At 44.8% G+C, this 11,001-nt stretch carries 18 protein-coding genes and 1 pseudogene; all 19 read right to left on the reverse strand.

Annotated elements, in window-relative coordinates; translation table 11 throughout:
- Nucleotide 1 precedes the first annotated feature (1 nt).
- Nucleotides 2-307, reverse strand: a complete 306-nt coding sequence (gene rpsN / locus IPL34_RS01775) for a 30S ribosomal protein S14 (RefSeq protein ID WP_296836815.1) — start codon at nucleotides 305-307, stop codon at nucleotides 2-4.
- A 12-nt stretch (nucleotides 308-319) separates the two neighbouring features.
- The gene (gene rplE / locus IPL34_RS01780; protein ID WP_296836818.1) at nucleotides 320-859 is read right to left on the reverse strand and encodes a 50S ribosomal protein L5; all 540 of its coding nucleotides are present in this window, start codon (nucleotides 857-859) and stop codon (nucleotides 320-322) included.
- 20 nt (nucleotides 860-879) lie between these two features.
- Nucleotides 880-1,197, reverse strand: coding sequence for a 50S ribosomal protein L24 (gene rplX, locus IPL34_RS01785; RefSeq protein WP_296836821.1), 318 nt, complete (start codon nucleotides 1,195-1,197; stop codon nucleotides 880-882).
- A gap of 13 nt (nucleotides 1,198-1,210) precedes the next feature.
- A complete protein-coding gene (gene rplN, locus IPL34_RS01790) occupies nucleotides 1,211-1,579 on the reverse strand; it encodes a 50S ribosomal protein L14 (RefSeq protein WP_296836823.1) in 369 nt (122 codons plus the stop codon).
- Between the two features lie 26 nt (nucleotides 1,580-1,605).
- On the reverse strand, nucleotides 1,606-1,866 hold the full coding sequence (gene rpsQ, locus IPL34_RS01795; protein WP_296836826.1) for a 30S ribosomal protein S17: 261 nt from the start codon (nucleotides 1,864-1,866) through the stop codon (nucleotides 1,606-1,608).
- Nucleotides 1,867-1,868: 2 nt separating this feature from the next.
- Entirely contained in the window at nucleotides 1,869-2,066 is a 198-nt protein-coding gene (rpmC, locus tag IPL34_RS01800) for a 50S ribosomal protein L29 (RefSeq protein ID WP_020561285.1), read from the reverse strand.
- On the reverse strand, nucleotides 2,066-2,479 hold the full coding sequence (gene rplP / locus IPL34_RS01805) for a 50S ribosomal protein L16 (RefSeq protein ID WP_296836831.1): 414 nt from the start codon (nucleotides 2,477-2,479) through the stop codon (nucleotides 2,066-2,068). Before rplP ends, rpmC begins: the two co-directional genes overlap by 1 nt.
- A gap of 12 nt (nucleotides 2,480-2,491) precedes the next feature.
- The gene (rpsC, locus tag IPL34_RS01810; RefSeq protein WP_296836834.1) at nucleotides 2,492-3,190 is read right to left on the reverse strand and encodes a 30S ribosomal protein S3; all 699 of its coding nucleotides are present in this window, start codon (nucleotides 3,188-3,190) and stop codon (nucleotides 2,492-2,494) included.
- A gap of 8 nt (nucleotides 3,191-3,198) precedes the next feature.
- Complete coding sequence (gene rplV / locus IPL34_RS01815) at nucleotides 3,199-3,549, reverse strand: 50S ribosomal protein L22 (protein ID WP_020561282.1); 351 nt, start codon at nucleotides 3,547-3,549, stop codon at nucleotides 3,199-3,201.
- 10 nt (nucleotides 3,550-3,559) lie between these two features.
- Nucleotides 3,560-3,832 carry a 30S ribosomal protein S19 gene (gene rpsS, locus IPL34_RS01820; protein ID WP_020561281.1) on the reverse strand — a complete coding sequence of 91 codons (273 nt, stop codon included), beginning with the start codon at nucleotides 3,830-3,832 and terminating at the stop codon, nucleotides 3,560-3,562.
- 12 nt (nucleotides 3,833-3,844) lie between these two features.
- A complete protein-coding gene (rplB, locus tag IPL34_RS01825; protein WP_296836841.1) occupies nucleotides 3,845-4,672 on the reverse strand; it encodes a 50S ribosomal protein L2 in 828 nt (275 codons plus the stop codon).
- Between the two features lie 17 nt (nucleotides 4,673-4,689).
- Nucleotides 4,690-4,983 (reverse strand): 50S ribosomal protein L23, encoded by a 294-nt coding sequence (gene rplW / locus IPL34_RS01830; RefSeq protein WP_366931087.1) that lies wholly within the window; start codon nucleotides 4,981-4,983, stop codon nucleotides 4,690-4,692.
- A complete protein-coding gene (gene rplD / locus IPL34_RS01835) occupies nucleotides 4,983-5,585 on the reverse strand; it encodes a 50S ribosomal protein L4 (RefSeq protein WP_296836847.1) in 603 nt (200 codons plus the stop codon). The genes rplW and rplD overlap by 1 nt, the downstream gene beginning before the upstream one ends.
- A gap of 13 nt (nucleotides 5,586-5,598) precedes the next feature.
- Nucleotides 5,599-6,231, reverse strand: coding sequence for a 50S ribosomal protein L3 (rplC, locus tag IPL34_RS01840; RefSeq protein WP_296836850.1), 633 nt, complete (start codon nucleotides 6,229-6,231; stop codon nucleotides 5,599-5,601).
- Nucleotides 6,232-6,368: 137 nt separating this feature from the next.
- Nucleotides 6,369-6,680 (reverse strand): 30S ribosomal protein S10, encoded by a 312-nt coding sequence (gene rpsJ, locus IPL34_RS01845; protein WP_020561276.1) that lies wholly within the window; start codon nucleotides 6,678-6,680, stop codon nucleotides 6,369-6,371.
- A 7-nt stretch (nucleotides 6,681-6,687) separates the two neighbouring features.
- Nucleotides 6,688-7,879 (reverse strand): annotated as a pseudogene (gene tuf, locus IPL34_RS01850) (elongation factor Tu).
- The gene (gene fusA, locus IPL34_RS01855; protein WP_296836854.1) at nucleotides 7,879-9,996 is read right to left on the reverse strand and encodes an elongation factor G; all 2,118 of its coding nucleotides are present in this window, start codon (nucleotides 9,994-9,996) and stop codon (nucleotides 7,879-7,881) included. The pseudogene tuf and the gene fusA overlap by 1 nt, the downstream one beginning before the upstream one ends.
- 14 nt (nucleotides 9,997-10,010) lie before the next feature.
- Nucleotides 10,011-10,481, reverse strand: a complete 471-nt coding sequence (rpsG, locus tag IPL34_RS01860) for a 30S ribosomal protein S7 (RefSeq protein ID WP_296836857.1) — start codon at nucleotides 10,479-10,481, stop codon at nucleotides 10,011-10,013.
- A gap of 16 nt (nucleotides 10,482-10,497) precedes the next feature.
- On the reverse strand, nucleotides 10,498-10,872 hold the full coding sequence (gene rpsL, locus IPL34_RS01865) for a 30S ribosomal protein S12 (protein WP_296836861.1): 375 nt from the start codon (nucleotides 10,870-10,872) through the stop codon (nucleotides 10,498-10,500).
- Nucleotides 10,873-11,001: the final 129 nt, after the last annotated feature.

Below are 11,001 nucleotides of genomic sequence, written 5' to 3' on the forward strand. Positions count from 1 at the left end.
CTTACCAGCTAGCTTTTGTTAAGCCCGGAACATCACCACGCATAGCCGCTTCACGTAATTTGTTACGTGATAAACCGAATTTGCGATAGACGCCATGTGGACGACCTGTCAAGTTACAACGGCGACGTTGACGTGCTGGACTAGAGTCACGGGGTAGCTTTTGCAGAGCCGTTACCGCCGCTAATACATCTTCATAGCTAGAAGCAGGGTTAGAGATTACTTTTTTGAGATTTTCACGTTTTTCTGCATACTTATCAGCAGCTTGTTTACGCTTAACCTCACGAGCAATCATGGATTTTTTTGCCATGGTTTCGTGTCCTTATTGTCTGAATGGGAACTTGAAAGCGGCTAATAAAGCGCGACCTTCTTCGTCCGTTTTTGCTGTAGTGGTAATAGTGATATTCATACCACGCAAAGCATCAATCTTGTCGTAATCAATTTCGGGGAAAATGATTTGCTCTTTTACACCCATATTGTAATTACCACGACCATCAAACGCTCTTGGATTCAAACCACGGAAATCACGAATGCGAGGAATAGAAACATTAACCAAACGGTCAATGAATTCATACATGACGTCGCTACGCAGAGTCACCATACAACCTATAGGCCAATTGTCACGAATCTTAAATCCCGCAATAGACTTGCGTGATAAGGTAACAACAGGCTTTTGACCGGATATTTTTGCCATATCCGCGACCGCGTGTTCAATTACTTTCTTGTCACCTACGGCTTCACCTAACCCCATATTGAGGGTTACTTTAGTGATCTTAGGGACTTCCATTACATTTTTATACCCGAACTTGTTCGTTAGCTCAGCAACGACAGTATTCCGATAATAGTCTTGCAACCTTGTCATGTTTTAAATTTCACCTAATATTAAGCGTCTACACGCTCACCGCTGGATTTGAATACACGGACTTTTTTACCATCGTCCAGAATCTTAAATCCAACACGTTCACCCTTGTTAGTACTTGGGTTTAATACCATCAAATTAGAAATTTGAATGGGCATTTCTTTCTCGATCACACCACCTTGAATCCCTAAATTAGGATTAGGTTTTTGGTGTTTCTTAGCGACGTTTACACCTTGTACTAATGCTTTACCATTAGCCAACACTTGTAATACGGTGCTTTGACGACCTTTGTCTTTACCAGTAATCACGACTACACGGTCGTTTTTACGAATCTTGTTCATGGTCTTACCTCTATTACAGTACTTCAGGAGCCAATGAAATAATTTTCATAAAACGCTCGCCACGTAACTCGCGTGTCACTGGTCCAAAGATACGAGTACCTAATGGCTCTAACTTGTTGTTTAAAATAACAGCCGCATTAGAGTCAAAGCGGATAACAGAACCGTCGGGGCGACGCACGCCTTTAGCAGTTCTTACGATAACAGCATTATACACATCGCCCTTTTTAACACGGCCACGTGGGCTAGCATCTTTAATACTAACCTTGATAACGTCGCCGATATTAGCATAACGACGATGCGAACCACCTAATACTTTAATGCACATTACGCGACGTGCACCACTATTATCTGCAACTTGCAGAATTGATTGCATCTGGATCATGTCTTACTCTCCGTTCTGCGGGGGAATTAGTCCGCAGCACGCTCAACGATTTTAACCAATGTCCAATGTTTAGTTTTAGACAAAGGACGGCACTCTGTGAACATAACAGTGTCACCAATGGCGCACTCATTATTTTCATCATGCACATGATATTTCTTGGAGCGTTTGATGAACTTCCCATACAGAGGATGCTTAACTTGACGTTCCAGTAGCACCACAATGGATTTATCCATTTTGTTGCTGACGACACGACCGGTCAGGCCGTGTTTAACTTGTTCTTCGCTCATATTCACTCACCCGCACTTGACTTTTGCGCTAGGACTGTTTTGATTCTGGCAATTTCACGACGCACCCGCTTTACTTCAGAAGGGCGTGATAATTGACCAGAAGCCTGTTGCATACGTAATTTGAATTGTTCTTTCAAATTTTCAGTCAACTCGGTTTGTAACTCAGCGACTGATTTATTACGAAGTTCTGCTGCTTTCATTACATCACCTGGCGAGAGACAAACGTAGTTTTCATTGGCAACTTAGCAGCGGCTAGGCGGAACGCCTCGCGTGCTACTTCTTCCGCCACCCCTTCAATTTCGTAAAGGACTTTACCGGGTTGTACTTGGGCTACCCAGTACTCCACATTACCCTTACCTTTACCCATACGAACTTCAAGTGGCTTTTTGCTGATAGGCTTATCTGGGAACACACGAATCCAGATTTTACCACCACGACGCACATAACGATTAATCGCACGGCGAGCAGACTCAATCTGACGCGCTGTTAAACGACCGCGCTCAAGAGTCTTTAAGCCAAACTCACCAAAGCTTACTTTAGAACCGACAAGCGCAAGACCGCGATTACGGCCTTTCATCTGCTTGCGAAATTTCGTTCTTTTTGGCTGTAACATCTTTGACCTCTATTACTTTTTCTTTCTGGTATTGTTATTACCAGAATTGCCAGCGTTGGATTGCTTTTGCTCTAGATCAAAGACTTCGCCTTTATAGATCCAGACCTTGACGCCAATAATGCCGTAAGTGGTTAAAGCTTCTGCGGTTGCATAGTCAATATCAGCACGTAACGTATGTAGAGGTACACGACCTTCACGATACCATTCAGTACGCGCAATCTCGACACCATTTAAACGGCCCGCAACGGCAACTTTAATTCCCAAAGCACCAAGCTTCATCGCATTACTCACCGCACGCTTCATAGCGCGGCGGAACATAATACGACGCTCAAGTTGACTGGCTATACTTTCAGCAACTAGCTGAGCATCTAACTCAGGTTTACGAATTTCTTCAATGTTTAACTTAACGTTATTGACATGAAGATCCAGCATCTTAGCTACATCAGCGCGTAAACGCTCAATGTCTTCACCTTTCTTACCAATCACCACACCCGGACGGGCAGTATGAATAGTAATAAAAGCAGATTTAGCAGGACGCTCAATGCGAATCCGGCTTACAGATGCTTCTTTCAATTTGTTTTTTAAGAATGCACGAACTTCTAAATCTTTGTGTAAGAAATTCGCATAATCTTTGCCTTCGGCATACCATTTAGAGCGCCAATCTGTCGCTATACCGAGGCGGATACCAGTTGGATGTACTTTTTGACCCATATTTAACCTCAGCCCTTTTTAGCAATTTTTTCATCACTAACTTTAATAGTGATATGACTGGTGCGCTTTAAGATACGATTCGCACGGCCTTTAGCACGTGGTTGAATACGTTTCATGGTTGGTCCTTGATCGACGAAAATCGTTTTTACGGATAATTCGTCTACATCAGCACCCTCATTGTGCTCAGCATTAGCGATGGCTGATTCCAGTACTTTCTTAATAATAGCCGCGCCCTTTTTAGAGCTAAAAGCTAAGATTTGAAGTGCTTTACCAACAGGCTCACCACGAATTTGATCAGCAACTAAACGGCACTTTTGAGGTGATATACGCGCGGTGCGTAAATGAGCTGCAACTTCCATACTCGACCTCTTATTTAGACTTCTTATCAGCGACATGGCCGCGATAAGAACGGGTTAGCGCAAACTCACCTAGCTTGTGACCAACCATATTATCATTAATCAATACAGGTATATGTTGTTTGCCGTTATGCACAGCAATCGTTAAACCTACCATATTGGGCAGAATCATTGAACGACGCGACCATGTTTTAATGGGCTTGCGGTCATTGTTTGCGACGGCAGTTTCAACTTTTTTCATCAAATGATGATCAACAAATGGGCCTTTTTTTAACGAACGTGGCATTCTTCAGTCCCCTTACTTCTTATTCCGACGACGAACGATCATATTGTCGGTGCGCTTGTTACTACGAGTCTTATAACCCTTAGTCGGAATACCCCAAGGAGTGACCGGATGACGACCACCTGAAGTACGACCTTCACCACCACCATGTGGATGGTCAACAGGGTTCATAGCAACACCACGTACAGTAGGACGAATACCGCGCCAGCGTTTAGCACCCGCTTTACCTAACTTAATCAGACCATACTCTGAATTACCTACTTCACCTACTGTTGCACGGCATTCAGCAGGTACTTTACGCATCTCACCAGAGCGTAAACGCAGGGTCACATGAGCATTTTCACGGGCAACGATTTGAGCAGATGTACCAGCACTACGCGCTAATTGAGCACCTTTACCGGGCTTCAACTCAACACAGTGCACCACACTACCAACAGGAATATTACGCATAGGTAAAGCATTACCTACAGCAATCGGAGCATGCTGACCAGACACTACTGGATCACCAGCATTTAAGCCTTTAGGAGCAATGATATAACGACGCTCGCCATCGGCATATAAGACTAGAGCAATATTAGCGTTACGATTAGGATCGTACTCTAAGCGCTCTACACGACCTTGAATATCATCTTTACGGCGTTTGAAATCGATCAAACGGTAATGTTGACGACTACCACCACCGACATGGCGTGTAGTAATGCGACCATTATTATTACGACCGCCAGTCTTGTTTTTGCGCTCTAATAAAGCTTTAAAGGGTTCGCCTTTATGTAAGTCTTTATTGACCAAACGTACTTGGGCACGACGGCCAGCAGACGTTGGTTTAGATTTAATCAGTGCCATATAATAATACCACCCTATTATTCAGCTGCTGCTGCAAGAGAATGGCCTTCAGCCAAGCTGATGTAAGCTTTCTTCCAATCACTACGCTTACCTGCGCGGCGACCGAAGTTTTTCCCTTTGCCTTTAACGTTTAAAGTTTTTACGTCGGTAACAACGACTTCAAATAACTTTTCCACAGCAGCCTTGATTTCTGGTTTAGTGGCATCTTTGGCAACTTTGAAAACATATTGATTTGAGCCTTCTGCTAGCCCAACGGACTTTTCAGTCACACGTGGAGCTAACAGCACCTTGTATAGGCGCTCTTGATTGATCATGCCAACCACTCCTGAATTTTGGCAATAGCCGTTTCAGTCGCCACGACTTTCTCGTGACCTACTAAACTGACCGGATTAAGTTCGGCGAATGACAACACTTCACAATGAGGAATATTGCGAGTAGCCAGTAATAAATTGGCATCATCACCGTCCGTTACAAATAACACGTCATTCGTGCCATATTTAGCTAGCTCAGCCACCGCCAATTTAGTTTTTGGCTCAGACATCGCTAAACTAGATACCACTACTAGACGTTCTTGACGTACTAACTCAGAGAAAATAGAACGCATTGCTGCGCGATACATTTTCTTATTGAGCTTTTGGGTGTAATCACGTGGTTTAGCAGCAAAAATCTTACCACCGGTGCGCCATAATGGGCTACGGATAGTACCTGCACGCGCACGACCTGTTCCTTTTTGACGGAAAGGTTTCGCGCCACCACCGCTCACTTCTGAGCGCGTTTTTTGAGCTTTAGTACCCGCACGCGCGGCTGCCATATAAGCAACCACAGTTTGATGCACTAAGCCTTCGTTAAATTCACGACCAAACACTTCGTCATTGACGCTGAGTGCATTGCCGTTTAAGACTTGTAATTCCATCGTAGCAACCTTATTAAGCTTTAACTGAAAGCTTTACAACGACATTGCCGTTCACTGCCCCGGGTACAGCACCTTTTACTAATAAAAGATTGCGCTCAGCGTCTACTTTAACCACTGTTAAACACTCAACAGTTGTGTTTACAGCACCTAAATGACCTGACATTTTCTTACCGGGGAATACGCGACCAGGCGTCTGATTTTGACCGATAGAACCGGGAACACGGTGAGAGCGGGAGTTACCGTGAGTCGCATCTTGACCACGGAAATTATGACGTTTGATAGTACCAGCAAAACCTTTACCTTTACTAACACCCGCCACATCTACTTTTTGACCTTCTTGGAAGTAGGTCACTGTCAATTCTGAACCAACAGAATACTCTGAAGCTTTCTCTACTCTAGACTCACGAATAAAAGTACCTACCGGAACGCCAGCTTTAGCAAAATGACCCGCTTGAGCTTTAGTAACACGAGATGCTTTCTTTTCACCTAGAGATAATTGAATTGCTTCATAGCCATCAGATTCGTTAGTCTTGACTTGAGACACTTTATTAGGCGCAATCTCTAGAACGGTAACAGGGGTCGCTCCCCCGTCTTCTCCGTAGATTCGGGTCATGCCTATTTTGCGACCCAGCAGACCGATAGCCATTTGCTTACCTCTTACATATACTCGCTTGGAGTGATTTCGATTCTTTTGACTAGAAAAACACGGCTCGAACGAGGTCGAGCCGTGGAAAGCCGCGTATTATACACGGAAAAAATCGAAAATTAAGTACTTATTACAGATCAGTTCAATTTAATCTGTACATCGACGCCCGCAGCCAAATCTAAACGCATTAAAGCATCCACTGTTTTATCAGTGGGATCGATAATATCCATTAAGCGCTTATGGGTGCGGATTTCATACTGATCACGCGCATCTTTATTAACATGCGGAGAAATCAAAATCGTATGACGCTCAATACGAGTGGGTAAAGGGATGGGACCTTTAACACGAGCGCCGGTACGCTTGGCAGTTTCAACGATCTCAGAGGCAGAGCGATCAATTAAACGATGATCGAAAGCTTTGAGACGAATACGGATTCTTTGATCAGACATGCTTTACTTACTCAATAATTTTAGCGACGACACCGGCACCGACGGTACGACCACCTTCACGAATCGCAAACCGTAAACCTTCTTCCATCGCAATCGGATTGATCAGGCTTACCACTAATTTTACATTGTCCCCCGGCATGACCATCTCTACCCCTTCAGGCAGTTCACACGCACCGGTTACATCCGTGGTACGGAAGTAGAATTGGGGACGATAGCCTTTGAAGAAGGGGGTATGACGACCACCTTCCTCTTTGGACAATACGTACACTTCGGCTTCAAACTTGGAGTGAGGTTTGATAGAACCGGGTTTGCACAGTACTTGACCCCGCTCTACGTCTTCACGCTTAGTACCGCGCAGTAATAAGCCTACGTTGTCACCCGCTTGACCTTGGTCAAGGAGTTTGCGGAACATTTCAACACCCGTCACGGTTGTTTTGGTGGTGGCTCTAATCCCTACGATTTCGACCTCTTCACCGACTTTGATGATGCCGCGTTCAATACGTCCAGTGACGACTGTACCACGACCTGAAATCGAGAATACGTCTTCTACAGGGAGCAGGAAGGCACCATCAATAGCACGCTCAGGCTCAGGAATGTAGGTATCTAATGCGTTAATGAGGGCTTCGATAGAAGGCTCACCAATCGCACTGGTATCACCCGTTAAGGCTGCACGCGCAGAACCTTTGACAATCGGGGTGTCGTCACCGGGGAATTCGTAGTCAGAGAGTAATTCACGTACTTCCATTTCTACGAGTTCTAGTAATTCTTCATCGTCTACAAGGTCACATTTGTTCATGTAAACCACGATGTAGGGTACGCCTACTTGACGAGATAATAAGATGTGCTCACGCGTTTGAGGCATAGGACCATCGGCAGCAGAAACGACTAGGATCGCACCGTCCATTTGAGCCGCACCGGTGATCATGTTCTTAACGTAGTCGGCGTGTCCGGGGGCAATCTACGTGCGCATAGTGACGTGCCGCTGATTCATATTCTACGTGTGCCGTCGAAATGGTTATACCCCGTGCTTTTTCTTCGGGTGCTGCGTCAATTTGGTCATACGCTTTCGCTTCACCACCAAACTTGCGCGATTGTACTACCGTTAACGCCGCTGTGAGGGTGGTCTTACCGTGGTCTACGTGACCGATTGTACCCACGTTTACGTGCGGCTTCGTACGCTGGAATTTATCCTTAGCCATTAATAATCACCTTTTTTTACTACTGCTTGCACAACTTGGCTGGGTGCTTCAGCATATTTCTCAAATTCCATAGAATAGCTAGCGCGACCTTGTGTCGCAGAACGCAGTGCCGTCGCATAGCCAAACATTGCACCAAGCGGTACTTCAGCACGAATGCTTTTACCAGTAGGTAAATCATCCATACCTAATACGGTACCTCGACGACGATTAATATCGCCCATTATATCGCCCATATATTCTTCAGGGGCTACTACCTCAACCTTCATAATAGGTTCAAGCAGTACGGCTCCCGCATCCAATTGGCCTTGGCGCAATGCCATTGAAGCGGCAATCTTATAAGCTAATTCACTAGAATCAACTTCATGATAAGAACCATTAAATAAGACAGCTTTAAAATCTACCAGCGGATAACCTGCTAATGCACCGCTCACTAATTGCTCACGGATACCCTTGTCAACGGCTGGAATAAATTCTTTAGGAATGACTCCACCAACAATAGCATCCTCAAACTGATAGCCTGTACCTTGGGGAAGCGGCTCTAGACGCAACCAAACGTGACCATACTGACCTTTACCACCGGTTTGGCGAATAAACTTACCTTCGACTTCAACCTTATTACGGATTGTTTCGCGGTAAGCTACTTGTGGCTTACCCACTGTGCAGCCCACATCATAATCACGCTTGAGCACATCTACTTTAATATCTAGATGCAACTCACCCATACCAGAGATGATGGTCTGCCCTGAATCAGGATCAGTTTTTACTCTAAAGGAAGGATCTTCTTGCGCTAAACGGTTGAGAGCATTAATCAGCTTATCTTGATCAGCCAGCGATTTAGGCTCAATGGCTACTGAAATCACTGGCTCAGGGAAATCCATGCGCTCTAAAATGATCTTATTATTTTGATCACATAAAGTATCGCCTGTCGTAATATCCTTAAGCCCCACGGCAGCAGCAATATCACCCGCTAGTACTTCTTCAATTTCCTCACGCGCATTAGCATGCATTTGCACTAAGCGACCAATGCGTTCACGCTTACCTTTAATAGGATTAAAGACAACATCACCTGAACGTAAATGCCCTGAATACACGCGCATAAAGGTCAAAGTGCCGAAAGAATCGGTAGCAATTTTAAAAGCTAATGCTGAGAATGGCTCGGTGTCATCAGGATGGCGCTCTAGGACTTTAGCGTCCTCATCAAGACTAGCTAGCCCCTTAATAGCAGGCATATCTAGAGGTGAGGGCAAATAGCGCACTACGCCATCTAAAACGGCTTGGACACCTTTATTTTTAAAGGCTGAACCACAAAAAGTAGGAATGACTTTGCCTGTCAATGCTAATTGACGTAAAGCCCAATAGATCTCATTATCTGATAAAGTACCTTCTTCTAGGTACTTATTCATTAATTCATCACTAGCATCAGCAACGGCTTCTAATAAAGCTTCACGCCACTGATTAGCTTTATCTAAGTAAGCATCAGGAATAGCTGTTGCTTGGTAGGTCATCCCTTTATCGGTTTCATTCCAATAAAGGGCTTGCATACGCACTAAATCAATCACGCCTTGGAAGCTTTCTTCAGCCCCTATTGGCAACTGGACAGGGACTGCATTAGCTGCTAGGCGTTCTTTGATCTGCTCCACCACACGCAGAAAATCTGCGCCTGAGCGATCCATTTTATTAATAAATGCAAGGCGCGGCACATGATACTTATTCGCTTGACGCCATACCGTTTCAGACTGCGGCTCAACTCCACCCACAGCACAAAAGACAGCTACAGCACCATCCAAAACACGTAAGGAACGCTCAACTTCGATGGTAAAATCAACGTGTCCGGGAGTATCAATGATATTAATACGATGCTGCTCTAGCTGCTTATCCATGCCTTGCCAAAAGCAAGTGGTGGCAGCCGAGGTAATCGTAATTCCACGTTCTTGTTCTTGTGGCATCCAATCCATCGTCGCATTACCATCATGCACCTCACCTAATTTATGAGAGACACCGGTATAAAATAGAATACGTTCAGTCGTCGTAGTTTTACCCGCATCAATATGAGCCATGATGCCGATATTACGATAACGCTCTATTGGGGTCTTGCGCACGAGAGTATGAGTAGCCACAACCGTTTACCTAATTACCAACGGAAGTGAGCAAAAGCACGGTTCGCATCAGCCATACGATGAGTATCTTCACGCTTTTTCACCGCAGTACCACGCTTTTCAGCCGCATCCATTAGCTCACCTGCTAATTTACGCGCCATGGATTTTTCACCACGTTTACGAGCAGCATCAATTAACCAGCGCATCGCTAAAGCGTTTTGACGCACAGGACGTACTTCAACAGGTACTTGATAAGTCGCACCACCTACACGGCGAGCTTTAACTTCGACGGCTGGACGCACGTTATCTAAAGCATCACTTAATATGGTCATGCCATCGCCGCCTTTCTTAGCAGCAATTTCATCTAAGGCACCGTAAATGATTTTTTCAGCTACCGCTTTCTTACCATCTTGCATCACAGCATTCATGAATTTGCTGAGCAATTGGCTTCCAAACTTAGGATCGGGTAGTACTTCGCGTTTGGGGACTTCTCTTCTTCTAGGCATTTTTCAACACTCTCAATTATTTCTTAGGACGTTTAGTACCGTATTTAGAACGGCCTTGTTTACGATCTTTAACACCTTGGGTATCTAAGCTACCGCGTACAGTGTGGTAACGCACACCAGGTAGATCTTTAACACGACCACCACGAATCAGTACTACCGAGTGCTCCTGAAGATTATGACCCTCACCACCGATATAGCTGGTGACTTCAAAACCATTAGTTAAGCGCACACGAGCCACTTTACGCATAGCGGAGTTAGGCTTTTTGGGAGTAGTTGTATAAACGCGAGTGCATACACCACGACGTTGTGGACATGCTTCTAAAGCAGGTACGCTGCTTTTTTCAACCTTGCTTTTACGCGGTTTGCGTACTAGCTGATTAACTGTTGCCATGTAATTAAATTCTCCTACGAGATATGTATGAGTGAATGGAATTGATCACTCTCATATAAAAACTTCGGCCGGAAATCGACCTATTTAAGGTCGCAAGATTCTAGGGATGGCTATCCATTCTGTCAAGTT

Origin of the sequence: Thiofilum sp. (assembly GCF_016711335.1) — a bacterium.
In the GTDB taxonomy this organism is placed as follows: domain Bacteria; phylum Pseudomonadota; class Gammaproteobacteria; order Thiotrichales; family Thiotrichaceae; genus Thiofilum.

What these genes read in the sequence shown, in the direction of transcription:
- rpsN (WP_296836815.1), bottom strand. Translation starts at nt 307, where the DNA reads ATGGCAAAAAAATCCATGATTGCTCGTGAGGTTAAGCGTAAACAAGCT.
- rplE (WP_296836818.1), bottom strand. Translation starts at nt 859, where the DNA reads ATGACAAGGTTGCAAGACTATTATCGGAATACTGTCGTTGCTGAGCTA.
- rplX (WP_296836821.1), bottom strand. Translation starts at nt 1,197, where the DNA reads ATGAACAAGATTCGTAAAAACGACCGTGTAGTCGTGATTACTGGTAAA.
- rplN (WP_296836823.1), bottom strand. Translation starts at nt 1,579, where the DNA reads ATGATCCAGATGCAATCAATTCTGCAAGTTGCAGATAATAGTGGTGCA.
- rpsQ (WP_296836826.1), bottom strand. Translation starts at nt 1,866, where the DNA reads ATGAGCGAAGAACAAGTTAAACACGGCCTGACCGGTCGTGTCGTCAGC.
- rpmC (WP_020561285.1), bottom strand. Translation starts at nt 2,066, where the DNA reads ATGAAAGCAGCAGAACTTCGTAATAAATCAGTCGCTGAGTTACAAACC.
- rplP (WP_296836831.1), bottom strand. Translation starts at nt 2,479, where the DNA reads ATGTTACAGCCAAAAAGAACGAAATTTCGCAAGCAGATGAAAGGCCGT.
- rpsC (WP_296836834.1), bottom strand. Translation starts at nt 3,190, where the DNA reads ATGGGTCAAAAAGTACATCCAACTGGTATCCGCCTCGGTATAGCGACA.
- rplV (WP_020561282.1), bottom strand. Translation starts at nt 3,549, where the DNA reads ATGGAAGTTGCAGCTCATTTACGCACCGCGCGTATATCACCTCAAAAG.
- rpsS (WP_020561281.1), bottom strand. Translation starts at nt 3,832, where the DNA reads ATGCCACGTTCGTTAAAAAAAGGCCCATTTGTTGATCATCATTTGATG.
- rplB (WP_296836841.1), bottom strand. Translation starts at nt 4,672, where the DNA reads ATGGCACTGATTAAATCTAAACCAACGTCTGCTGGCCGTCGTGCCCAA.
- rplD (WP_296836847.1), bottom strand. Translation starts at nt 5,585, where the DNA reads ATGGAATTACAAGTCTTAAACGGCAATGCACTCAGCGTCAATGACGAA.
- rplC (WP_296836850.1), bottom strand. Translation starts at nt 6,231, where the DNA reads ATGGCTATCGGTCTGCTGGGTCGCAAAATAGGCATGACCCGAATCTAC.
- rpsJ (WP_020561276.1), bottom strand. Translation starts at nt 6,680, where the DNA reads ATGTCTGATCAAAGAATCCGTATTCGTCTCAAAGCTTTCGATCATCGT.
- rpsG (WP_296836857.1), bottom strand. Translation starts at nt 10,481, where the DNA reads ATGCCTAGAAGAAGAGAAGTCCCCAAACGCGAAGTACTACCCGATCCT.
- rpsL (WP_296836861.1), bottom strand. Translation starts at nt 10,872, where the DNA reads ATGGCAACAGTTAATCAGCTAGTACGCAAACCGCGTAAAAGCAAGGTT.